Consider the following 24054-nt stretch of genomic DNA (forward strand, 5'->3'; position numbering starts at 1 on the left):
ATATTCTACGACACATGCTCTACTTTTGTTCCTTCTTCTTTTTTCTTCTTACCCCGACTTACTGAGCGGATACAATAACCGCCTTGGATTAAAATCCCAGGCTCATAGAAAAAGTCTGATAAATCAGACTATGTAAGGCTTGTAGTGCGTTTTAACGTACTTAGTTTATGAGCCTGGAAATTGATTTCCAGGTGGGAATTTGGGCTGAACAAGGTTGGTGCAGGTTATCGGGTAAGTAACAAGTGACTAATATTCAATTACTTTAGAATCAATAATAATTGGGTCATCTTGACAGCTACCATAGGTCTGATAAAAAAAACCGGGGGGATATCCTAAATCTTCAGGTGTTTGTGTTCCTGCTTCAATTGCTAAAAATTAAAATTGATGGAGTCGCTTAGCTATATTAACTGAAGTCTTGTTACAACAACAAAACCTGTACTTTTTCCCGTCGACTAATTGATTTCTGTCCCACCGGAATAACAGCTAAAGCATTGGTTTGCGCCAGATTAATCAAATTACTGGAACTTTGACTACCCCCAGCAACTTGAAATTGATAAGCGCCATTATTAACCTTCAAATTACCCCAAATATAAGTTTCCCGTTTACCGTTAGAACGTAAATCGTGTAAACTTTCTGCTTGTAAAAACTCAGGTTTCCAACCTTCTGCTAAACCAGAAAATTTCTGAATTGCTGGCTTGACAAACCGCCAAAAGGTAACCAAAGCCGATCCAGGATTTCCTGGTAAACCGAAGTATAAAGTGTGAGGGAAAGTCGCAACAGTGAGGGGTTTACCTGGTTTGACCGCAACAGAACGAATATGGATTTCACCTCCGAGAGATTCGATGATTTGTTCGACATAATCGTAATCCCCAACGGAAACACCACCAGAAGAAAGTACTATATCAGCATTATTAATTGCATTGCTAATAGCTTCCCTAAGTGCTTCTGGTTCGTCTTTAATAATTCCTAACATCAGAGGTTCTGCACCCATTTGCTGAACTAAAGCAGCTAAGGCATACTGATTTGAATCCACAATTTGTCCGGGTTGGAGGGATTGGTTAGGTGTAACTAATTCATCTCCACTAGATAAAATAGCTACTTTAAGTTTGCGATAAACTTTAATTTGAGGACATTGTGCTGCAGCTAAGATTGCAATTTCGGCTGCTTTGAGTTCGATACCTGCAGCTAATAATGAATTCCCCGCTTGGTAGTAATTGGCACGTTTTCTCACAAACTCTTCGGGTTTAGGTGCAGTTAGAATCGCAACACGATCTTCTTCCCGACGAGTATTCTCCTGCATCACAATTGTATCTGCACCTTGGGGCATTACGGCACCAGTAAAAATCCGTGCTGCTTGTCCCGGTTGAATAGTAATTTGGGGTTGATATCCAGCAGGAATATCTTCAACAATTTGTAAGGTTACAGGTTTATCTTGACTGCATTCTTGCACATCTGCGTAACGCACCGCATAACCATCCATCGCAGAATTATCCCAATGGGGAAAATCTAGATTAGATACTACAGAATCTGCCAAAATTCGTCCGTTAGCGTTGAATAAATCTACAATTTCTATATCTTTATCTATTTGAGTAGTTAACGGTTGTACTAAATCAAAAATAATATTTTCTGCATCTCTGACTGAGAGCATGGTACTTCACTCCGATAATGAACTGGTATAATTTAGATATAGGTTTTCCATTGACCAAATAATTAAGAATTATTTTGATTGGGGTATATATTTTTGTGTCTCTGGATATTCTATATTTCTATATTTTCCAGTTTTAGGACAATTTTCCCTCTGATAGTGGGATTTAGACAAAAAATAACGGGAAAGCAGTCAACAAACAGGTATTTTTCTCTTTACTAAAGGTTTCATAAGAAGCGCAGCCTTGCCTCTCAGGCATTTTACCTCATCGCCATCTTTAAAAATTAGCACAGCAGAAATACTATTAATACCAAATTTTTTGATGCTTATCTTTGTTGTTGTCGAGGTCGAGCTTCACCACATTGGTAGGCTGATTTATGATTTAAGAAGGTATTGTGACCATGACCAAACATACACAAGCGCAACTAACCCGAACTGTAGATATTAACCAGCCTACTGCGCTCAAACAAAGAACTTTCAACCAGATGGAATACTATATGGGCGCGAAGTTGATTGAGATTGGGGTTGACCCCAAATCTGCAGTTTATCGCTGGTCAGTGGAAAGAAAAAGCAACCAGCAAATCTGGACAATTAAAGCTTATTGGGGCGAATCTAAAGAGAATTTATCTAACCAACCTCTTACTGGTACTAATTTAATCGATTGTGCCAAAGCTAATGCTGAACATGGAATCAAAATGACAGCCGAACTATGTGGTTATGGGGAGGATATCAGCAGTTTTGAAGAAGCTTTAAAACTGGCTGGGAATAAAATGGGACTCGAAATCGAAACCCTGAGTGACTTGATTGCTTACTCTCAAAATCTGAGGGTCAGAGATGGAATTGATGTGGCTCCCGATACCAGTTCTTCTCTATGAATATGATGCAGTAACTCTTGATATAGCTACAAATTAAGTGTGAAGTGCGACAAAATGTCTTCTTTCTCCAGTCTTCTAGGTTCTAGTATAAATTTGAGCAAATAAAGTTTACGAAAATTCAACTCTGTCATGAGTCTACACAAGATAGATTATTATCTATTTTGTGTATAATTTTTACATATATTTGTTTTATTTCACAAAGTATATTTCACAGTCTGACAGATTTTAAGGGTCAGTTGATGGCGAAAAAGAAATTTAAAGATGTCCTGAAAGACAAGTCAGTTATAGCTAACAAGGTTAAGATTTTTTCAGCAGTCCAAGAAAAATCAAAGCCAAAGAAAATCAAGAAAAAGGCATATAACAAGCTATATAACAAAGAACTGAAGCAGCTTCAGATTGAATTGGTTAAGCTTCAGGAATGGGTTAAACACAAAGGTTTAAGAGTAGTAGTTGTTTTTGAAGGTCGGGATGCTGCGGGGAAAGGGGGAGCAATTCAGCGAATTGCAGAATGTTTGAACCCCCGTGTCTGTCGAATTGCGGCTCTGGGTAAACCTACTGAGCGAGAGAAAACGCAATGGTATTTTCAACGTTATGTGGCTCATTTACCAGCAGCAGGAGAAATCGTCTTATTTGATCGCAGTTGGTACAATCGGGCTGGAGTCGAGCGGGTAATGGGTTTTTGCACCCACGAACAATATGTTGAGTTCCTCCGTTCTTGTCCGGAATTTGAACATATGTTACAGCGTTCGGGTATCATTCTCATCAAGTATTGGTTTTCAGTCAGTGATGAGGAACAAGAACGACGTTTCCAGAAACGTATTGAGAACCCTACCAAACGCTGGAAACTTAGCCCCATGGATTTGGAATCTCGCGCTCGATGGGTAGAATATTCTAAGGCAAAAGATGATATGTTTGCTGCCACTGACACAACTCTATCTCCTTGGTATGTGGTAGAAGCTGACGATAAGAAAAGCGCTCGTCTCAACTGCATCAATCATCTACTAAGCATGATTCCCTACGAAGATTTGACGCCAGAACCGATTAAATTACCTCTGCGACAGAAAGCAATGGATTATATTCGACCTCCTATGTGTATGCAAAAATTCGTACCAAAAAAGTACTAGAGTACCAATTTATCCATAATCTTAGAAAATAAGACTCTAAACCCAATCTCTGTCTAAGCTTTACAAGTTGAATTTGGTTTAGTTTTAAATCCCCTTAGGATTTACTCACAGAACCAGGATTTTATTAAGCATCGTGGAAAACAGTGTTACTTAGCTTGGAAATTGTGAGTCTATAGAATCTGAGAATTAAAAATATTTTTATACATGATGTTAGGTACTTAAAATGCATATAGAACTTACCAGTATTAAGACTTATATACGTAAATAATTTTGTAATTTTTGATTTCCCCTTAAAGTGTAAAGAGCATGAGGTCTAGTAAATAAAATTACACTATTTTACGTACATGGAAATTCTTGAATTTTGGTGGCAAATCAGAAAGTATAAGATACTCTAGGAAATTATTGTGAAATAGGGTAATTTTGAAACTGTCGATTCAGCTGTAAACTATTACCTATTGTGTCCGTTGAATCGCTTACTATATAGTAATTTTTCTCTTAAATTTTTCCTGTAAAATGTGAGTATGAAAACATTTAATAATAAAACACAGATTCTGATAGAGACGCGACATATTTTCCCGCAGGAACGCTAAGAAGAGCGCATCTCTACAAATGTTAAAATATCATGTCCCTGCAAGTAAGTTTGCCATCTTGTTTATTAACCCCAGAATTTAAATGTAGTTAATCTGAATAGGGGTTTTTACATAAGCTTTCGGGTAATTGAGTAGGCATAATATTAAGCGTAAACTAATTCAAAGTTAGATAATTTAAGGTTCAATAACCTAAAATTGATTCAAAATTTAGTTTTGTGAGGAAAATAAACAATCTGTAGAACCAAAAAGTTATGACATCTCCAAATACTCCGGATGAAGCTGACTCTCAAGAACCTCAAAACCAGAATGATACAGGTTCTTGGTTTCGTAAAATTGCGTTTGCAACTAGTATTGCTCTTGTCGGAATGGGTACGGTTGGCTATTTCGTCACAGATTTTTGGATTCGTCGCAATTTACCATCTTTAGTAGAAACTCAACTTAGCAATTACATCAATCGTGAGGTTGATGTGGGGGAGGTGCAAAGTTGGAGTTTGACCGGAATTCGCTTTGGTTCTTCTTCCCTCCCGGCGACTGAGGACGATCCTAATAACGTCTCAATTGAAGCGGTTAATGTCAATTTTAATCCAATTCCGGTAATATTCTCTCGAATTTTGCCTGTCGATATCACTTTTATTAAACCAGATGTTTATGCTCAAGAGGTGAAGTCGGGAGAATGGGTAAGACTGGAATTAGATACAGATGATGATAGCGAACTTCCTGTTAAGCTGAACACAACTATCCGCGTGCGAGATGGTAAGGTTGCTTTGCTTCCTCGCGGTTATCAGACTCCATTGCAGAGTAAAATAGATGGATTTGTCAACTATAATCAGGTAGAAACCGAACGCCTGCGATACGACCTTGATGCAGAAATATTTCAAGGTAAAGTGGAGCTTGAGGGAGAAACTCAGTTAGAAACTGGTAAAACTAAGGCAAGTGCCAAAATCGCAAAACTAACTTTAGCTAAGCTTAATCCTTTCATTTCCCAGGTTCCGGTTAATATCTCAAGTGGCGAGCTAAATGCCGATTTAGATATCAAACTCTCGACCTTTTCTGAATTACCTTTGGTTGTGGGTACGGCAAAATTACAAGATTTGAAGGTTAGAAGCAAGCAACTACTAGCCCCAATCGATGCGAACGCTTTGTTGCGATTTAAGGGGGATAAGATAACTTTTGAGGAAACGAAGGGGAGCTACGGTAATCTGACAGCATTGGTATCTGGTGATGTAGATGTCAAGGAAGGTTTTGACGTTAAGGTTAATGTTAATCCTTTTGAAGTTGCTAAGGTTTTGAGAACTGTACCTGCAAAGTTACCGATTGGGATAGATGGTAAATTGCGGGCAGATATGCTTGTCAAGGGAAAATTTGAAAATCCAGTTTTAACAGGTAATATTGTCAGCACTCGCAACGTCATTGTTGACAAAGTAAGGTTTAGTAAAATAAATACCAGTTTTGTTGGTAATTTGTCGCAATTTTTACTTCGAGAATTCCGAGCTACAACCTTAAGTGGTGGTGAAATTGTCGCCAAAGGTAACGTTAAATTTCCTCGTCGTTTGACAGAATTAGAGAATTTTGAATTCAAAAATTTTGCTAAGTCCCAGCTAGCTTTTAATTTGAATGCTCTGTTAACTAATCCCAGAGCAATTATTGCTCGTTACGGAGTTACAGATGATTCTTATCGGTTAAATAGAATTACCGCACTAGGAACAGTTAGAGGTACAGTTGCAAATCCCCAAGCAGTTTTATCGTGGAAAGTACCTAATGCTAACACTGCAGTTGCGGGACAAGTTTCTGGTACTGGAGATATTTTGTACGCAGCAAATAAAGTCAGTCTGCGTAACACGGTTTTGCAAACCAAAGATGGTAAAGTCAATGTTGATGGTGAAGCTAATCTAGCAAATAGGCTTTGGCAGGGTAATGTTAGTGCTAATTCCCTATCATTAACGCCTTTATTATCTGAATTTCAACAGGATGAAAACTTAGATGTACCCGTCTTTTTGGAGCGGGGTAACGTCAAATTAGCAGGTAGATTAGATAATTTAAATCCGCGTAATATCCAAGGAACTGCTGACCTAGATTTAAATGTTAATAATGGTGACGTTGCTGTAGACGCAGTATTAAATCGAGGTCTTTTACAAGCCAAAGCGATCGCTAATCGAATTTCCCTCAATAGATTTTTACCTTTATCTGAACTCCCTACTGGTGAAGATGTACCGGTATTTTTAGAACGGGGTAATGTTAATATTGCGGGTAGATTAGATAATTTCGACCCGGCTAATATTCAAGGAACTGCCGATTTAAATTTAAACGTTGACAATGGTAAAGTTGCCGTAGATGGAAAGTTAGATCGGGGAGTTTTACAAGGGAATGCGATCGCCAACAGAGTTTCACTTAATAAATTTTTACCTCAGCTTGGCTCCCCTGTAACAGTAGCAAATACCCGAGTTAATGTTTCTGGTTCTGTAAAACAATTATTATCATTTGCAACAAGTCAAAATCAAAATATAAATAATAATTTAAGCGATACTTTAAGTGATAAGCTAAGTAGCTTCCGCGCAAGCGCTTCCGGTCAATTAATCGTCCCCGAAACCCGAAGAAATGGCACAGTTAATTTTAATGGTTCAGGTAATCTAGGGACGGAAACTTGGCAAGCATCGATCAATGCTAATTCTGTAGCACTAAATCCTTTTATATCTCAATTTAAACCCCCCGAATTAAACTTAAACTTAAATCGACCAATTAACCTGCGCCAAGGAAAGGTTCAGTTAGCAGGAAATTTAGATATCTTAGATGATTTAGGGTCGGGTAATCTTAATTTAGCCAGAGTTAGAGGTAATACCGATCTGGATTTAGACGTCAATAATGGTAAAGTAGCCATCGACGGTAAATTAGAACAAGGTCTTTTAGAAGCGATCGCTACTGCTAAAGGAGTTTCAGTTTCCCCATTTTTGCCTGATTTACCAGTACCCCTGACTATTGCAGATAGTCAAGTTAATCTTTCCGGTTCTGTAAATCGATTACTATCTCAAGATTTTAATAATATTCGAGCCAATGCTGTTGCAAGATTGGGCGTTCAAGGAGGTACGGTTAATACCATCACCAATTTAAATAATGGTATTTTTTCTAGCAATACAACTGCAACGAATATTAACACCCCAGCCATTTGCCAAAATTTTGATTTATCCTGTCCCGAAGTCGGAAAATTATCTGGTAAATTTAATCTCGCAGGAAATATCAATCCTTTTATAGAAGGTAATTCCCCCGCTACGATCCAAGCTAAAACCATATCTTTGCAAGTAGGAGAACAATCACTTACTGCTGACGGTCAAATAACTTTAAATCCAAATCCGGCGACAAGTAAAAATGGAACTTGGGGAATAGGTACTAATTTAAATATTAATGCCCGTTCCAACTTAAGTGAACTTCCCTCCACCTTAATCGCCCAAATTTCCCAGCAAACTGATATTCCCATCGCCGGAAATGCTGCTTTTCAAGGTCGCTTCCAAGGCGATAACTTACTTGGAGATCCCCTAGCACCGGGAAATTTACAATTAACAGGTAACTTACAACTTAGGGATTTTGCAGTTGATAAAATCGCCTTTGAACCATTACTAACAGGTCCAGTAAATTTACAACCCGGTAAAACTTTAGCAATTAACTTACAAGGACAAAACGATCAAATCTCAGCCCAGCTAGAACCCTGTAATAGAGAAGAATGTATCTCACCTTATCTTCCAGTTTCCTTTAACCTGCAACAAGGAGGAAATTCCAAAAACGCTATTTTAGTAAGCGGTCAACGTAACGGCGATCGGCTAAATATCGATCTGAAAAACTTTTCCCTGGCTTTGTTAAATGTAGTACCAGCAGTCCAAGAAAATCTCCCTGCGCAAGTTGGGGGAATAGTCACCGGAAAACTTGACTTGAACCTATTCGACGTTACAAACATCGCTGGAAACTTACAAGTTACCAAACCAAGTATTGGATATCTTAAGGCAGAAGAAGTCGCAGCAAATTTCTCTTACGATGGAGGAGTTGCAAACGTCCCATCAGCTTACTTGGAATCAGGACAGAGCCGATATAATCTTCAAGGTAACCTAAATCTGAACTCGGGTGATGTCAACGCCAAGATATTCACAAAATCAGCCAAGTTAGAAGATATCTTTGCGACTATTAATACGTACAGATTAGAAGACCTGCAAAGCATTTTCTTTGGTTCTTCTAACTTTACTAACGCTGCAGCTATTGAAACAGATCCAGTAGGAAAACCCAACGCACCCTTAGCCCGACAGCTACGCTTACTCAGGAGAGTAGATCGACGGGTTCGACGATATGCAGCCCGCAAGCGAGAAGAAGAATCCGCAATTCAATTAGACTTGAGGGGAGAATATAACGCCCAGATCGATATAGCAGGTAAATTTTATAACCCCCAAGTAGACTTTCAGCTAGATGGTAATAACTGGGAATGGTATCCCCAACCCAAAGTTGTTACCGTCAAACGTCGTAAAGGTCCAGTTATTCAGGAAGGAAAGCCGTTAGATATCAACCAGGTAACAGCACGGGGAAGTTATAAAGACGGAAGTATAAAAGTAGATCCATTACGTGTCGCCCTAGAAGAAGGCACAATTGCTTTAAATGGAGAATTAACAGGAGAAAAAACATCCGGATTTGTCCAAGTACAAAACTTCTCCTTAGATAATCTTGAAAAATTTGCCTTTATTGATGTTCCTGTAGACATTGGGGGAAAAGTAAACCTTCAAGCCACAGTAGACGGTACGATTAATCAACCCCAAATTCAAGAAGGAAAAATCTCCTTAATTGATGGTAGCTTCAATCAAGATCCATTAGGGATATTTTCTGGTACCTTCAGCTACATAGATTCAGTAGCGAAATTTAATACAACCCCCGATTCATTCACCCAAATCAACGCCAAAATACCCTATCCTCCCCAACCCAATACAGATAACTCTATTACTTTAGATGCTAAAATTGGAACTCAAGGATTAGCGTTTTTAAGTACTTTTACTCAGGAGCAATTAGAATGGGTTAAAGGAAACGGAGAAATTGCACTCAACCTTGAAGGACCTTTAAATTGGTCAGCCCAAACCCCTCCCCAACTCATAAAAGATTTAACAGGTACTTCCACAATTCAAATTGAAAACGCCACCGTCAAAACTAAGCAACTAGGTGAGGAAATCAATCTAAATATTGCTGGTGACATTGCTCTACAAAATCAAAACATTCAAGTAAACCAGTTAGAAGGGAACTTTGCTGATAGTCCATTTTCCCTTACGGGTAGTTTACCTTTAGTTCGTGCCGGAATTACCAACCCTGATAATCCTAGTTCGCTGATATTAGCCCTAGGTCCAGGAAAACTAAATCTTGAAGGACTCTACAAAGGAAATGTTAACGCCAGCGTTGAAGTATCTCAAACAGTAACGCGTCCCATAATCGGCGGAAATATCGATCTCAGCGAAGGAAGAGTTATTGTTCCAAAACTGAATAATGAGGCTGAGGAAAACGAGGAACAAGCAAGTAACCAACAAAAAAAATCAGCTAAAAGAAGAAAAAGACGGGCTAAAGACAACTATTCCTTTCAACCTATATTCGACGACTTACAAATAAATATTGGCGAAGGATTTAGATTTAAACGATCCGTACCCCGGACAAACTTTTTAATTGCCGGTAACTTAACATTAAATGGTCCCCTGGATAACTTACAGCCCGAAGGAATCATAAATTTGCGTCGAGGAAGTATTTATTTCCTCGATAATTCCTTTTTCCTCTCGCGCGATCGCGAACACTTCATTGTATTTTCTCCAGAGCAAGGTTTACTCAATCCCAACCTAGATATTGAACTGCAAACAACAGTTCTTGACGCTCCCAGCTTCGACCGTCCCCAACCCGTTGATTCTGAAATTCGTGACGATGCAGTAGCGCCGACAAATCCTAACCAAATTGATGTACGGATCGGTATTGAAGGAGAAGCTAGTCAACTAATTGGTTCTTTGGACGATAATTCAGAAAATTGTCAAATTAATGTTCCCAGGGTATTTCTCAGAAAAACAATACAAAATTCACCCCAAAGATTACAAAGAATAGCTAATTGTATAAATGAGAGTTCTCAAGTCGCCATTAGGAACCAAAGCCTGATTAATAATCCAATCGTAGAGTTGTCAAGTACTCCAAGTCGTAACCAAACCGAAATCTTATCTTTACTTGGTAACCGTACTATTGCGATCATTAAAGATGTAGAACAAAAACTTACTGACGGTCAAGAAGAAGAACTGATACAATCAGCTTTTATTGATTACGTAATAACACCAATTATTGATGAATATTACCAAGAATTTCTGTGGAATGTCCAGAGACCAGTGAATTCTGTAGGTAAGAAAATAGGTCTCACACGCTTGCAAGTTTTCCCCTCAGTCACGGGGTTAAAAGATATCAACGAGAATTCTTCTGTCAGGTTTATTTACGACTATGATTTTGGTGAATTTCGGATCGAGTATCAGAGGAGGTTTTAGGGGGTTGGGGATAGCACGCAGTGCTATCCCCAATCCCCAGTCGCCAATCCCCAACCCAAATATTTTCTGCTACTTTTTGCAATATAATTATGAATTCTGCTGCTATAGTACTAAGCATTCCCCTAGCATTCCGATGCAAAATAGCTTTATCTAATGCCCAGACAAAGCTTTAAATTAAGGTAATGTTAGGACTATCTCAACTTCGTCGCAATGTGGGCACTAACTCGACATTAAAGTCAACATTTTAGTTGAAATATTGTGGCGTCATGTGGGAAAATATTTGATCGTATTTATTCTCTCCTGGCTGTCTATCTAAAATTATGGCTAAGAATAAAGGTGTCCGGATTATAGTGACACTCGAATGCACTGAATGCCGCAGTAACTCAAACAAACGCTCTCCTGGCGTTTCCCGTTACACGAGTACCAAAAATCGTCGTAACACCACCAATCGTCTAGAGCTAAAAAAGTTCTGCACCCATTGCAATAGTCACACCGTCCACAAGGAAATCAAGTAAAAAAGGAAACTGAGCAAAAATGAGTTATTATCGTCGTCGTCTGTCACCAATTAAGCCAGGAGACCCAATCGATTACAAAGATGTGGATTTGCTGCGGAAATTTATCACCGAACGGGGTAAAATATTACCGCGTCGGATCACTGGATTGACATCTCAGCAACAACGGGCTTTGACCACTGCAATTAAACGCGCTCGAGTTTTAGCTTTGTTGCCATTTATCAACGCTGAAGGATAAACTTTGCTGAAGGATGAACTCCTAATTGATTGAGTGTCAGAATACCAGGGATAGTAGAATCATCCCATTGAGTTAGATGTTTTATACGTTAAACTTGGTATTTTGAACTTCAAAATCTAAAATTAATTCAGGAGCTCAAATCAAGCTCCTAACACTTTAAGTATTGGCAGTTATTAACTAGATTTTAATCTAAATGCCAGTTATAAAAGTCCAAAATAGAAAACTGATTCACTGCGAGGCTTGTGGAGAAGGGCACATTAGTTGAATTTAGAGTAGGGGGCGATCGCCGTCTGGGAATTGTAGATCGTCCAGATGGAAAATCCCGCTGGTTTGTGATAGATAAGGCAGGTCAATCCCACAGCCTAGCGCCTCGACAAGTTACCTACAAAGTCGATGGCGGCAACTACAAGCCTTCGCAGATAGACAGTTTTTTAGAACAAGTCAAACCGTATTTGGATCCATCAAGCTTGGAAGTGGCTTGGGAATTACTGGTAGAAGATGGTGAGTCCGTTAACCCCAAAGGTATGGCGAATTTACTATTTTCTGAGTCTGAAGCTCCTCATAGTTATGCAGCTTATTGCTTGTTATCGGATGATAAAGTCTATTTCAAGCAAAAAGGAGATAATTATGAGCCGCGAAGTGCAAACCAAGTTGCAGAGCGCAAACACCAATTAGAAGTAGAAGCGCTCAAAGCCAAGGGACAAAAGGAATTTTTGGAGCGAGTTTCCCAAGCGCTCAAAGGTGAGAAAGTGGAATGGCAGCGTCACGACCGCCACCGCTTAGAAGCTTTAGAAAAGTATGCAGCATTGCTGGCTGATATTCCCCGTACTGGTGTAAATTATGAATCATTAGCTCGTGCCTTTCCCCCTCCCGCACCAGTTTTGGAAACGATGGGCATGTTGGGACGTCCGGCTACACCCCAAGGAGCTTTTCAGCTATTAGTAGACTTGTGTTGGTGGAGTCCGCATGAAAATTTATTCCTGCGCCGTTCATCGATTCCGGTTCAATTCCCAACGAAGGTAATAGAAGTGGCGCAACAGCGACTGCAAGTACATCCACCAGATCTAGATACTAATCGACTGGATCTCACAAGTTTAAAAGTTTATACCATCGATGACGAGACAACCACTGAAATAGATGATGGTTTGAGTTGGGAGAAACTTGCAGATGGTAGAGAGCGATTGTGGGTACATATTGCCGACCCCTCGCGCTGGGTATTGCCGGAAGATGAATTAGATTTAGATGCTCGAAAACGTGGTAGTACAGTTTACTTGCCAACCGGTATGGTTCCTATGTTCCCAGAACTGTTGGCAACTGGACCCATGAGCCTAGTCCAGGGAGAAGTTTGTTGTGCCCTAAGTTTTGGAGTTATTTTAAATGAACATGGCGGAGTTGAAGAATATAGCATTCATGCCAGTTTAATCAAACCAACATATCGCCTAACCTACGAAGACGTAGATGAAATGTTGGAGTTAGGTGTAACTGCAGAACCAGAAATTGAAGCGATCGCCAAATGGGCACGTCAGCGTAAGACTTGGCGCTACGAGCAAGGAGCCGTCAGTATCAGTATGCCTGAGGCAATGATTAAAGTCAGAGAAGATGAAATCAATATTGATGTATTAGATGATTCTATGTCCCGGCAATTAGTCGCGGAAATGATGATTCTTGCTGGTGAAGTAGCTGCTCGTTATGGGAAAGAAAACAATCTTCCCTTACCATTTCGCGGTCAACCACAACCGGAATTACCTCCGGAAGAAGAGTTATTATTGTTGCCCGCAGGATTTGTTCGTGCTTGCGCAATGCGTCGTTGTATGCCTAAAAGTGAAATGAGCATTACTCCGTTACGTCATGCTGGTTTAGGTTTAGATACTTACACTCAGGCGACCTCTCCAATCCGCCGTTACAGCGACTTGCTAACTCATTTTCAAATTAAAGCTCACTTGAGAGGAGATTCTCCACCTTTCTCCGCTGACCAACTTAGAGAAGTGATGATGAGTGTTATTAGCACGACACAAGAAGTAACAATGGTGGAACGCCAAACCAATAGGTATTGGGCTTTAGAATATCTGCGCCGCCATGTTGGTAATATTTGGCAGGTAACGGTGTTAATGTGGCTTAGAGAAGACAGTAACTTGGCGTTAATTTTAATTGAAGAATTAGGTTTGCAGTTACCAATGTTCTTCAAGCGTATTGTCAAGCTTGGGGAACAAGTATCGGTTAAAGTTATCTTAGCTGACCCACAGAAAGATATAATCCAGTTTGAAGAGATTATTTATCAACAAGCTTAATCACCAACAAGTTTAATAGATAGGCGAAATTTAGGTGTAAATATCTTCTGTGTAAATATCTTCTGTGTAAATATCTTCTGTGTAAATATCTTCTGTATAAATATATTTTGTGTAAATATTTTCTGTTGTGTACAGATATAAATTGACTGGAGACGTTCCATGGAACGTCTCTACTTATTCGTACCAATAACCATTTAGATAACTTCCACTCCTCGCGTATTTAAACCTTCCAGATCTAAGCAAGCCTTCTAGATTCAAAACCTAAGTGTCCAAATCCCAAATATCCAATATTCAAATCTCAAATACTAGAACTTTGAAGAATTGAAGAACTTTGAAGAATTGAAGAAACCCCCAAGAAGCCCATATCCTTGATTTCAGAAGCATTTCAAGTTCTTACTAAGTTCTTACTAATGGTTCACTGACACGACCATCAGGCATAATTGCTCCAGTTGTAATCGCACGTGATAGTTTCGCCCCAGTTAAATTTGCTCCTCGCAGATTTGCATTCACTAAAAATGCTGCGGTTAGATCTGCACCGCTGAGGTCTGCTCCGCTTAAATCAACCTGCATTAAATTTGCTTGTTGTAAATTTCCTCCCTTTAAAATTGCACGGGAGAGAATTGCTCCTTGAAGATACGCTCTGCGCAGAACGACTTCAGAGAGTACAGACCCTTGAAGTTTAGCTTTTTGTAAATTCGCACGATAAAAACAGGCTTTACTCAAATTAGCTGCTGTTAGATCGGCTTCTGTAAGAATAGCTTGGGAAAGATCTGCATGATTCAAGTCTATTCCAGTCATAATAGCCAGCGAAAAATCTGTATCTCGAAGTTTGGCTGAACCCAAAGCTACTCCACTCAAATTTACGCGTCTGAAATTTCTTTTTCCTGCTGCATAACTTTGTAATATTTCTGCTGCACCAATCATTTTAGTATCCTCACTGAGAAACATAATTTTCACAGGTCAATTAGTAATTGGTAATTGGTAATTGTTAATTGGTAGTTGTTAGTTAGTAATGAGACGCGTCCTGACGGACAAACGTAATTTTTAATTACCCTTGAGTTATTACTTCTTAACCCTTACTTCTTAACCCTTACTTATCACTTCTGACTTTTAAACGCCGCAGACGCGGTCTGTTTTGTCTAACGACTTACTACTCTTGAATCCTCTAAGACGTCTAACTTTTTGATAATGCAATCAATTCCAACAAAGTCTTTGTTACATCAGCAACAGGAGCATTCCCATCAACTATTTTTAGACAACCTTGCTGACGATAAAAGTCAATTAAAGGAAAAGTTTGTTCTTGATATACCTCAAAACGACGGCGGATTGTTACTTCGTTGTCATCTTGACGACCTCGTCCTAACATCCTTTGAACTAAAGCTTCGGTCTCTACTTGGAAATAGATTACGAAATCATAGGTTTTTTGAATGCTCTGCAGTAACTCTTCCAAGGTTTGAGCTTGGGAAATACTTCGAGGAAATCCATCCAAAATCCATCCCTGTTGACAGTCTAACTGATTCAGACGCTCTCTAATCAATTCAATTACCAGAGAGTCAGGAACCAATTCTCCTTTGTCCATAAATGACGAAGCTTGTTTGCCTAAAACATTTTGCTCTGCTACCGCTTGACGCAGTAGGTCGCCAGTTGAAATATGGGGTATTTTCCAGGATTCTGCTAAAGTCGCAGCCTGAGTCCCTTTCCCTGCTCCAGGTGGTCCGAGAAAAATTAATCGCAGCATTTGAGTGAGTATGTATAAAACATTATTAACTTATAAGATTGGTTATGGACCATAGGCAGTGTGCTTCTTTTATCATCTAACTCACGCAGACACAACACCTGTAGAAAATCTATCAATTGGCTAATTATATGCATGCTGTATTTAACAACAAGCAATCTTGTCATGATTCTGACTGGATTCATAACAAGTATGAAAAGCATAATTAAGAGATTGAATCTAACAGATTTTTGCAAAAAGTATAAGAAAAACTTCTGAAACTTATCATACACCTTAATGGAATTAAAGTGTTTATTATTCTTGATTTATGTGTATTTTTATGTAGTATCTTGCCAAAGAGATATAATTTGCAAGATGTACTTATGAATGCAATAAGATCTACCGTATTAAGATCTGAAATTTATATTACCTTTGGTACTTGATTTGAGGTAAATATTGTTAATATTTTGTGATATAAATTTAGTGACTGCAAAAAAACTCAGAGTAAATACTTGCTTTTTATTACTATCGATCAAACTAATAAATACTAAACAAGTGAATGATAAGGTATGAGTAATGACTGGCGAGTAATACTTTTATCTGAAATCAGAAAAATCAAAAATCAAATTAGTTTTTGTGTTTTCACAAATGGTCAAGCTTTGAATTTACCTGCAAAAAATGCACGCACCTGTAGTGAAAACAGAGCTATAACCTAGCAGCCACACTGTCTAGTTCAAATATCAACTTTTAAAATCAATGAGTTTTTTATTTATTATTCATTACTTACGCCAGAAGCAATGCATATTTTTTATAACAATTTTCTAAGTAAAGAAGTTCATATGATATGACACTACGCAATTAGGTTAGGGCATTGATAAATTCCATTTGTCCTACGGACACGCTAATGATTTGCGCGTAACGCAATATTTTCCTTCCCTAAGGGAGGTCGGGAAGGATTAAAGAATTACCTTCCACCGCACTAGGGGCTTAAAACTATGGCTATACTGGTGATTTTATGCTGCTCCCAAAGCCTGTAAAATTTCCACCACGTCATCATATCTATTAAATTGAGCGATCGCTAGTGCGGTATAACCACCTTGATTTTTTAAATTCACATCAGCATTAGTTTGTAGTAACAGTTCTACAGCTTCAAGGTAACCCCTTGATGCAGCCCACATTAAAGCCGTTGCATCAGCTGAATCTTTGATATTTGCATCTGCACCTTTAAGAATCAACTGTTTGATTACTTCAGTATGGTTGCGTTCGCTGGCGTAAATTAAGGCAGTTTTACCATCTTTACCCTGAATATTTACGTCTGCTTCCCAATCTAATAAAGTCTTGACGACTTCAATATTCCCCCGAGCAGATGCTAAGGTCAATGGGGACTCTCCTAAATTATTGATATTAGGATTTGCACCACCTTCAAGTAATAATTTGACAATTTGGCTGTATCCTTGTAGCGCTGCAACTAGTAAAGGTGTATCGCCAATATTATTTTTAACTTCTGGATTCGCACCGCGATTCAACAAATTTTCGACCACATCTGTATGACATTCAACCACAGCGAAGTGAAGTGCTGTTTCGCCTTCTAAATCTTTCTCATTAATATCAGCATCTCGATCTAATAAAGCATTAATAACCCCATTATGACCAGCAGCAGATGCTGCTAAAAGTGCTGTTCCACCACTAATATCTTTTTTATTAACATCAACTCCTGCAGCCAATAGTACTTGGACAATTTCTATATTACCCAAGTCAGCTGCCAACATTAATACAGTATCGCCTTCAGTGTCTGTTTCGTTGACATTTGCACCTGCTTGTAACAACTTTTGCGTTATGAGTTTGTTACCTGTTCGTACGGCTAACTTTAGAGCCGTATCATCATCATTATCTTTGATATTGACATCAGCCCCAGCAGCCAACAAAACTTCTACTACTTCTAGGTAACCTTTAAAAACTGCTGCCATTAAAGCCGTACTACCGTCTTCGTTAGTGCTATTTACATCAACACCTTTATCTATCAACAAACGCATAACATCAATTTGTTTTGCGTTAGATGCCAACATTAAAGCTGTCAAACCATAGACTTCTCTTGATGCATTAATATCAGCACCAGCATGGATGAGTGTCTTAGCAATTTCTGCATAACCAAAGTTAGCAGCAAACATTAACGCTGTTGTACCATCACCATCTTTCGCATCTGGTGAAGTACCGGTTGCTAACAGCGCTGGAACTTTATTTACTTCACCTTGTTTTACCGCTGATAACAGCAGGACATCATTACTTGCGGTCATAATTACTTACCCATAGCTTAAATCAGATTTTTCTTTGATGGCAAAATAGTTGGCAATATTTCCAAATATTTACGTAATTTCTATTTCCCAAAAGATTTTGGAATAAGCAAAAATACTTTAGCATCTAGCAGTTAGTAGCTGTTATTAGTTCATGTCGATATGACAAAGTCATACACCACAAACCTCGATCTTGCTTTTCGAAAAAGCGTAAATTTTGATCTGATAGCCATCCATAGATGATGTAGCTAATTCCCAGCTACAAGTCATAAACCCCGCAGCTTAGAATCATACAGCTTTCTTTGGCATGTTTGAAGTTATTGCAGGAAGAATTTTGATTACTTTAGGGAGCAAAAATAAGGTTATGCTAATTTTTATGAAGAAGATTTAAGAGTCGGGGGAGAACACAATGATCTCAGCAATTCCAGAATCAGTCAAATATGGGATGCAATTTTTTCATCCAGCGCTTATGTGGGTCCTGTTTGCAATTACCTTATATGCAGCTTACTTAGGTCTGCAAGTACAGAGAGTAAGAAATGCTAGGGGGGAAGAAAAAAAAGAACTCATAAAAGGAAGGTTCAATATTAAGCACCATCAAATTGGTTCGTTGCTTTTAGCAGTTATGGTAGCTGGTTCAATTGGCGGTATGGCTGTTACCTACATCAATAATGGCAAGTTATTTTTTGGTCCCCACTTACTTGTAGGTTTGGGTATGACAGGAATTATTGCCTTTTCTGCATCCTTGTCTCCATTTATGCAAAAAGGTGCAAATTGGGCGCGAGTCACCCACATAATTTTAAATTTTACGTTACTGGGTTTATTTACTTGGCAAGCGATTACTGGAGTCCAAATAGTTCAAAAAATCCTCAGCTGATACATTACTTTAGACAGTAATTAGTGAGGAATAAGAAGAATATCCAGTAGTTTTTTTACAGAATTTCCTACCGTAGGTATTGGATAATTTTAGCCACAGGAATAACTGTAGAGACGCGACATATCTTCCTCCAGGAATATTTTGCTCCCACGTCTCTACAGATTCTCAAAGGAAAAAACAATCAATTGAAAGCAATGGGCACGGAATACTCTTGGAGAGACCCTGTAATCATTATCTACCAACTTTTGGTATTGCTGATAATCCTTAATTTTCCTCAAGCGATCTATAAACTAACTAAGTGTTTAATTATTCTAAAGTTCTTGTAAAGTTTTAACGCAGAGACATTACATCGCTACACCTTTCTTATGTTTCCTTTAAGATGCTAGAGCGCCATCGGGGACCCAGATAATTCTTAGTGGTTAAGAACTTCACCTCGAACAGATTCTGTAATTTGTGCCACTTCTGTAATTAAATCTTCAGGTACGTTCAACTCTCGGAGAGTCGCCACTATATTTTCAATTAGTGCATCGAAGTGCGTATCTGTAAGTCCAAGATGTTCTACTAATCTCTGGTGGGCTTGTCGCATTGAACGCCCATCATAGCCGGTCTTACCACCGAAAGCATAGGTCAAAAAAGATGCTAAATGTTCTCTCTGCCTATTCATGTCTATACCAGCAAAGAAATGGCTTACTTTTTCGTTTGCCATGAGTCGCAAATATAGTTTATCTACTGCAGCTTCTACAGCAGGCTCGCCACCAATCCGTTCAAACAATGTACTCATTAGTTAAACGATTCACCTTTAGTCAGGACTAAATAAGTATAAGTTTTGCTTTTTGCGATCAATAAACATCATCAAGCTTCACTTTCCATTTATTTGTGAATAATCTTGGAATTCTTTCAGCTTTGACTAACTCAAGAATACAATTTGCTAGTTACAAACTTGGATTTCTATATTCTGTTAAATCGCTTTGAAACAGATTAAATAGCTCAAACTTAACTGAAAATTGTATTAATGTATGTGAAACTTATTATATTTCACCTATAAATTGCAATTTGAGCCAATAGAAAAACGCTTAATAACAGGTTCACAACATCCTTGATTAAGAGCTAAAAAATTTCAATTAAATGACATAGCTCAGCAGAAGTTTTATCGATATGAGGAATACAATACAACATTATTAGATAGAGTAATAAATAAATTCCTAAAAATTACATTTTTTTGTATTTCTGCTGCAAAATTATCAGTATTATGTGATTTTTATATGAAATATTGAAGGGTATTATAAATTTAAAATCAGGGTTTGAAGACTTCTCATTATTTTTTGAGTAAGGCTGATATTTTACTTCACAAATTTCCACATAAACAATCTTAAATCTCGGTAGCAGTTGAATAAAAGGAAACTGCAAAAAGCTTCTAATCATCTTGAAGCTTAAAGAGGTAAAAGACTCAGGTAAAAAATTCGCTAAAATGTAATGGAGAGATTATCCGTATATCTAGATATAATAGCTACTTCAAAAAAGATATAGTTTAATTTTTAACGTCAATAAATAGTGTAATTTAGAACATTTGTAAGTTAATTTCCAACTCCAGTAAAATCTCAAATAATATTATTAGCAACAATCCCCAAGATAAATATGGGTTTCATAGTTATTCATGAGAACAATTCGAACTTAATGGCAATCAAATTACGAGAAAAATTGAAGACTATTGTCTCCAGTTTAATATTCCTTCTGAAAAAAACATAGAATTTACGAGGTATTAGATTATTGGGGGAGAAATTGAGGAGATTTAAGCAATTATTTCACTTTTATCGGAGTACTCAGTAAAAAATGAACTCTATTCTCCTCACATATCTCGACTGACTATATATTTTGATGAAAATCTTCTTGTACTTTGCGGGTTAAGCGTCGGGAAACTTGTCGAACAATTTGATTGAGTAATTTGTCACCAGTTGATTTAACTAAAGATTTGGGTAATCGCTGAATAAACTTGGGAAACTGAATATACACCTTCAAGTCTAATTCCCATTCCACTCTAGTTATGTGTTCTAAAACACCATTTTTCTCTACAGAATCTTCAAACAATTGTAGGGATGCACGGTAGTCAACATCGTAGTTCATGGGATCGTATCCAGGAATGGGTATCGTCCTAATCCTGTAAATCCCCTGTTCTTGAGGCAATAGTTCCAGACCAATTTTGGGCTCTAACTCGTAACCAAAAGAGCCAAAACGACCGATTACCAAGGCATAACCATTATCACCCAAAGGTTGTACTTTCATTGGTAGAGCACAACGTACAAACCAGGAAGCGTGATTGTCAAGGTACTCAGCCACACTTTCAGCAGAGGCGGACATTTTCATGCAATCACTGTAATGACCGCAAAATTCAGTTGGAGCATTAAAATTTAATTCTTCCGTTGTCTCCGGTAATACTCCGAAATTTGATTGTGCTGAATATACTATGTTGCTTTTCTCCTGAAATTGATGTTCCCGGTTTTTTGAAAGCATAAACCCATTCCTGTGTCTTGACCAATTTTTTTCTCTAAATTAATAATTCCCCTCGGAGTGGGGTAATTTCGCACCAGTCTTATTTGTCAGCAAAACTTTAATTATCTGTTCTTAAGTTCATCTCATCTCTAAAATAGAAAACGAAAAACAAACATGTACAGACATATTAGTTTCCTAGGGTAGCGTAAATCGTGAAAGCATTTGTAGCAGGGGCAACAGGCGAAACTGGACGTCGGATCGTACGAGAGTTAGTGGCACGTAATATACCTGTTCGTGCTTTAGTTAGGGATATTGAACAAGCAAAAACTATTTTGCCAGAGTCCACCGAGTTAATACAAGCGGATGTTCTTAAATCTGATACTTTTGTTTCCTCTTTAGAGGGATGTACTGTATTGCTATGTGCTACAGGAGCAAGACCCAGTCTCGATCCCAGCGGACCTTATAAAGTAGATTATGAAGGAACAAAAAATTTAGTCAACGCAGCTAAAAGTCAAGGAATAGAACATTTTGTTTTAGTTTCTTCAATGTGTGTTTCACAGTTTTTTCATCCACTTAACTTATTTTGGCTGATTTTGTATTGGAAAAAACAAGCTGAGGAATACATTCAAAAAAGTGGTTTAACTTACACCATAGTTCGCCCGGGGGGGTTAAAAAATGAAGATAATTCCGATTCAATAGTGATGGCAAAAGCCGATACTTTATTTGAGGGTAGTATCCCCCGTCAAAAAGTAGCACAAGTTTGTGTAGAAGCGCTGTCAAATCCAGAAGCACGAGATAAAATTGTAGAGATTATCGCTAAACCCGATGCTGCAGCCAAGAGTTTGCAAGAACTTTTCGCTGACGTGGCATAAATATCTAGGACGTAGTATTTCTGCGTCCTGATAGCATTTTTTGTCAAAGTATTTTTCGTCAATATTTTTTGATATGTTTGTCAATATTTTTAACTTTAAACTTGAATTTAAAATTTAGTCTGAATGTAATTTTTAACTTAACCTTAATTTTGAATGAGGATTTGACTTTGACCGCAGTTAAGAAATTGGGGTAAATATATCGTTTGTCTTATATTTTTGCTTCCGAAAAGGGAATGGGGATTGGAAATTAGTTGCTTGTTACTAAAAGAAATCGAAGTTAGATAAATCCCTTAGTTTTCTGCCCTGTGACAAGTGATTTTACCGGAATTTAGGTATAAAGACTTGTGTTTATATTCTGATAACTATATCCAATAATCATTAATGACACGAACTATTAAAGGGTTCCAACTTAGAGGAGCAGAGAAGTTTATTGGTCCACTCGCTGCACTTTTAGGCTTTGTGTTTATGATGCAGTGGTATATACACGGGACTTTAAGACCATCTGGAATCGATCCAGTATTTCAAGTTCAACAGCCACCTTTAATTATGGAAGGTGGCGATCCCTATATTAGGGCGCTAATGCGAACCATTTCAGCTAGCGAAGCTAACGATCCTCGTCCTTATTCGATTTTATACGGTGGTAAACATGTAAGCGACCTCAGCAGGCATCCGGAACAATGCATAACAATTGTTAACGGTCCCAACAAGGGAAATTGTTCTACCGCTGCAGGTCGCTATCAAATAATCAACACTACCTGGTATGACATTGCTCAGCGCTATCATCCCCAACCGAATCAATTTATGTGGTGGACGAATTATAGTTTTGAGGCTCAATATCAAGATGCAGTAATTTATAGCTGGTTGAGCGATTCAAAATTTTGGCAAACAAATTTTTCTAAATCTTTACAAGAAGGAAAGGTTAAAGATGTTTTACGACGTTTATCTCCAACTTGGACAAGTTTGGGATATGGAATTGAAAATAATTCTATGAGTCGCCATCTCCCAAAAATATACCAAAAAATGTTGAAGGAAGAATTGCAATTGGCTAACAAGTCACAGGAACAGGGAGCAAAAGTTAAAGGTCAGTAATTAAAATTCGGCACTTAAAAAATTCTTGACTACACTGACAAATTCTAATGGTTTTGCAAAATGAATATTGTGAGCAGTATCTCTAACTATTTTTAGTTGAGAATATTTGGCTTCTCGCTGAATCTTTTTATTTATTTCCACAAACTTTGGATCTAATTCTCCCACTAGCAATAATAAAGGAACATTGTTAGTTTTAAGTTTTGACCATAAAGAAGGTTGAACACCAGTACCCATCATCTTGAGGGATTTAACTAGTTGTTTTGGATCGTTTTGTAAGCGCTGTTTTATTAACTCTGAAAACTGGGTGTGGGTTTTTATATCGCCAAAAATTTCTTGGCTGTACCAGTTTGTAAGAAAAAGAGTAAAATCTTCTGGATTAATTATTCTACTTAATTTGCGAGCTATTTGAGCATCCCGTTTAATTCTTCCTAATCTTTCTGGTTCTGTAGCTAAACCAGGGGAGGCTGATTCCAAAATAACCTTGGTAAAATATTGGGGAAAATTTATAGTAAGATAGAGGGCTAATCTACCACCCATTGAATAGCCGATTAAAAAACATCGTTCGAGATTTAATTTCTTCAGTAATTTATCTAATAATTTCATTAATGCTTTCGCAGTATTCGGCATTTGATAGTATTCATCACTACCAAAAATTTGAGTTCTGCCATGTCCGGGAAGGTCAATTTTTAAACAATAGAAATCTTCAGCTACTATTGATGTAATTTGATCGAATTCATTAGTATTACCCATAAAACCATGTAAAAAAATAATCAGTGGCTTATGGGTATTGCCACTGAAAATATAGTTAAATTGATAGTTTTCAAACATTAATTTTCTGGCATTTTAACTATATAAATATGATTTTTAATATTATGTCAGGTAAATTAATGGGCGATAATTGATGAGTCATATTAGTGGACCAATAGGTAGCGCA

Annotated in this window: 16 protein-coding genes; 9 read left to right on the plus strand and 7 right to left on the minus strand. The window is 37.9% G+C overall.

Annotated elements, in window-relative coordinates:
• Positions 1-418 precede the first annotated feature (418 nt).
• Complete coding sequence (locus tag BC008_RS42780) at positions 419-1648, minus strand: molybdopterin molybdotransferase MoeA (RefSeq protein ID WP_027842535.1); 1230 nt, start codon at positions 1646-1648, stop codon at positions 419-421.
• Between the two features lie 398 nt (positions 1649-2046).
• Here BC008_RS42780 and BC008_RS42785 point away from each other — a divergent pair, with 398 nt between their 5' ends.
• From BC008_RS42785 to BC008_RS42805, 6 genes are all read left to right on the plus strand, one after another.
• Positions 2047-2520, plus strand: coding sequence for a hypothetical protein (locus tag BC008_RS42785; protein WP_027842536.1), 474 nt, complete (start codon positions 2047-2049; stop codon positions 2518-2520).
• A gap of 239 nt (positions 2521-2759) precedes the next feature.
• On the plus strand, positions 2760-3644 hold the full coding sequence (gene ppk2, locus BC008_RS42790; protein WP_027842537.1) for a polyphosphate kinase 2: 885 nt from the start codon (positions 2760-2762) through the stop codon (positions 3642-3644).
• An 841-nt stretch (positions 3645-4485) separates the two neighbouring features.
• Positions 4486-10755, plus strand: coding sequence for a translocation/assembly module TamB domain-containing protein (locus tag BC008_RS42795; RefSeq protein WP_027842538.1), 6270 nt, complete (start codon positions 4486-4488; stop codon positions 10753-10755).
• A gap of 320 nt (positions 10756-11075) precedes the next feature.
• The gene (gene rpmG, locus BC008_RS47195) at positions 11076-11270 is read left to right on the plus strand and encodes a 50S ribosomal protein L33 (protein ID WP_072207801.1); all 195 of its coding nucleotides are present in this window, start codon (positions 11076-11078) and stop codon (positions 11268-11270) included.
• Between the two features lie 19 nt (positions 11271-11289).
• On the plus strand, positions 11290-11505 hold the full coding sequence (rpsR, locus tag BC008_RS42800) for a 30S ribosomal protein S18 (protein ID WP_058184284.1): 216 nt from the start codon (positions 11290-11292) through the stop codon (positions 11503-11505).
• A 242-nt stretch (positions 11506-11747) separates the two neighbouring features.
• On the plus strand, positions 11748-13793 hold the full coding sequence (locus tag BC008_RS42805; protein ID WP_027842539.1) for a ribonuclease catalytic domain-containing protein: 2046 nt from the start codon (positions 11748-11750) through the stop codon (positions 13791-13793).
• A 396-nt stretch (positions 13794-14189) separates the two neighbouring features.
• On the opposite strand, the gene BC008_RS42810 is transcribed toward BC008_RS42805, so the two are convergent.
• The 3 genes from BC008_RS42810 to BC008_RS42820 all read right to left on the minus strand — a co-directional run bounded on the left by BC008_RS42810 (position 14190) and on the right by BC008_RS42820 (position 17801).
• Positions 14190-14741 (minus strand): pentapeptide repeat-containing protein, encoded by a 552-nt coding sequence (locus tag BC008_RS42810; RefSeq protein WP_235595981.1) that lies wholly within the window; start codon positions 14739-14741, stop codon positions 14190-14192.
• A 226-nt stretch (positions 14742-14967) separates the two neighbouring features.
• A complete protein-coding gene (locus tag BC008_RS42815) occupies positions 14968-15531 on the minus strand; it encodes an adenylate kinase (RefSeq protein ID WP_036265095.1) in 564 nt (187 codons plus the stop codon).
• A 989-nt stretch (positions 15532-16520) separates the two neighbouring features.
• The gene (locus BC008_RS42820) at positions 16521-17801 is read right to left on the minus strand and encodes an ankyrin repeat domain-containing protein (protein WP_027842543.1); all 1281 of its coding nucleotides are present in this window, start codon (positions 17799-17801) and stop codon (positions 16521-16523) included.
• 406 nt (positions 17802-18207) lie between these two features.
• Here BC008_RS42820 and BC008_RS42825 point away from each other — a divergent pair, with 406 nt between their 5' ends.
• A complete protein-coding gene (locus tag BC008_RS42825; RefSeq protein ID WP_027842544.1) occupies positions 18208-18672 on the plus strand; it encodes a DUF4079 domain-containing protein in 465 nt (154 codons plus the stop codon).
• Positions 18673-19084: 412 nt separating this feature from the next.
• On the opposite strand, the gene BC008_RS42830 is transcribed toward BC008_RS42825, so the two are convergent.
• Both BC008_RS42830 and BC008_RS42835 read right to left on the minus strand, forming a co-directional pair.
• Complete coding sequence (locus BC008_RS42830) at positions 19085-19453, minus strand: group I truncated hemoglobin (RefSeq protein ID WP_027842545.1); 369 nt, start codon at positions 19451-19453, stop codon at positions 19085-19087.
• A 1082-nt stretch (positions 19454-20535) separates the two neighbouring features.
• Positions 20536-21180 (minus strand): DUF1997 domain-containing protein, encoded by a 645-nt coding sequence (locus BC008_RS42835; RefSeq protein ID WP_027842547.1) that lies wholly within the window; start codon positions 21178-21180, stop codon positions 20536-20538.
• A 191-nt stretch (positions 21181-21371) separates the two neighbouring features.
• Between BC008_RS42835 and BC008_RS42840 the strand changes: the two genes are divergently transcribed.
• Together BC008_RS42840 and BC008_RS42845 are read left to right on the plus strand one after the other, a co-directional pair.
• Entirely contained in the window at positions 21372-22031 is a 660-nt protein-coding gene (locus tag BC008_RS42840) for an NAD(P)H-binding protein (RefSeq protein WP_027842548.1), read from the plus strand.
• 381 nt (positions 22032-22412) lie between these two features.
• On the plus strand, positions 22413-23120 hold the full coding sequence (locus BC008_RS42845; protein WP_036265097.1) for a glycoside hydrolase family 24 protein: 708 nt from the start codon (positions 22413-22415) through the stop codon (positions 23118-23120).
• On the opposite strand, the gene menH is transcribed toward BC008_RS42845, so the two are convergent.
• Positions 23121-23948 carry a 2-succinyl-6-hydroxy-2,4-cyclohexadiene-1-carboxylate synthase gene (gene menH / locus BC008_RS42850; RefSeq protein ID WP_027842549.1) on the minus strand — a complete coding sequence of 276 codons (828 nt, stop codon included), beginning with the start codon at positions 23946-23948 and terminating at the stop codon, positions 23121-23123. It abuts the gene before it with no gap.
• Positions 23949-24054: the final 106 nt, after the last annotated feature.

Origin of the sequence: Mastigocoleus testarum BC008, from assembly GCF_001456025.1 — a bacterium.
Classification (GTDB): Bacteria; Cyanobacteriota; Cyanobacteriia; order Cyanobacteriales; family Nostocaceae; genus Mastigocoleus; species Mastigocoleus testarum.

Excerpts from the sequence above, each read along its gene's own strand:
- BC008_RS42780 (WP_027842535.1), bottom strand. The coding sequence starts at position 1,648 with ATGCTCTCAGTCAGAGATGCAGAAAATATTATTTTTGATTTAGTACAA.
- BC008_RS42785 (WP_027842536.1), top strand. The coding sequence starts at position 2,047 with ATGACCAAACATACACAAGCGCAACTAACCCGAACTGTAGATATTAAC.
- ppk2 (WP_027842537.1), top strand. The coding sequence starts at position 2,760 with ATGGCGAAAAAGAAATTTAAAGATGTCCTGAAAGACAAGTCAGTTATA.
- BC008_RS42795 (WP_027842538.1), top strand. The coding sequence starts at position 4,486 with ATGACATCTCCAAATACTCCGGATGAAGCTGACTCTCAAGAACCTCAA.
- rpmG (WP_072207801.1), top strand. The coding sequence starts at position 11,076 with ATGGCTAAGAATAAAGGTGTCCGGATTATAGTGACACTCGAATGCACT.
- rpsR (WP_058184284.1), top strand. The coding sequence starts at position 11,290 with ATGAGTTATTATCGTCGTCGTCTGTCACCAATTAAGCCAGGAGACCCA.
- BC008_RS42810 (WP_235595981.1), bottom strand. The coding sequence starts at position 14,741 with ATGTTTCTCAGTGAGGATACTAAAATGATTGGTGCAGCAGAAATATTA.
- BC008_RS42815 (WP_036265095.1), bottom strand. The coding sequence starts at position 15,531 with ATGCTGCGATTAATTTTTCTCGGACCACCTGGAGCAGGGAAAGGGACT.
- BC008_RS42820 (WP_027842543.1), bottom strand. The coding sequence starts at position 17,801 with ATGACCGCAAGTAATGATGTCCTGCTGTTATCAGCGGTAAAACAAGGT.
- BC008_RS42825 (WP_027842544.1), top strand. The coding sequence starts at position 18,208 with ATGATCTCAGCAATTCCAGAATCAGTCAAATATGGGATGCAATTTTTT.
- BC008_RS42830 (WP_027842545.1), bottom strand. The coding sequence starts at position 19,453 with ATGAGTACATTGTTTGAACGGATTGGTGGCGAGCCTGCTGTAGAAGCT.
- BC008_RS42835 (WP_027842547.1), bottom strand. The coding sequence starts at position 21,180 with ATGCTTTCAAAAAACCGGGAACATCAATTTCAGGAGAAAAGCAACATA.
- BC008_RS42845 (WP_036265097.1), top strand. The coding sequence starts at position 22,413 with ATGACACGAACTATTAAAGGGTTCCAACTTAGAGGAGCAGAGAAGTTT.
- menH (WP_027842549.1), bottom strand. The coding sequence starts at position 23,948 with ATGTTTGAAAACTATCAATTTAACTATATTTTCAGTGGCAATACCCAT.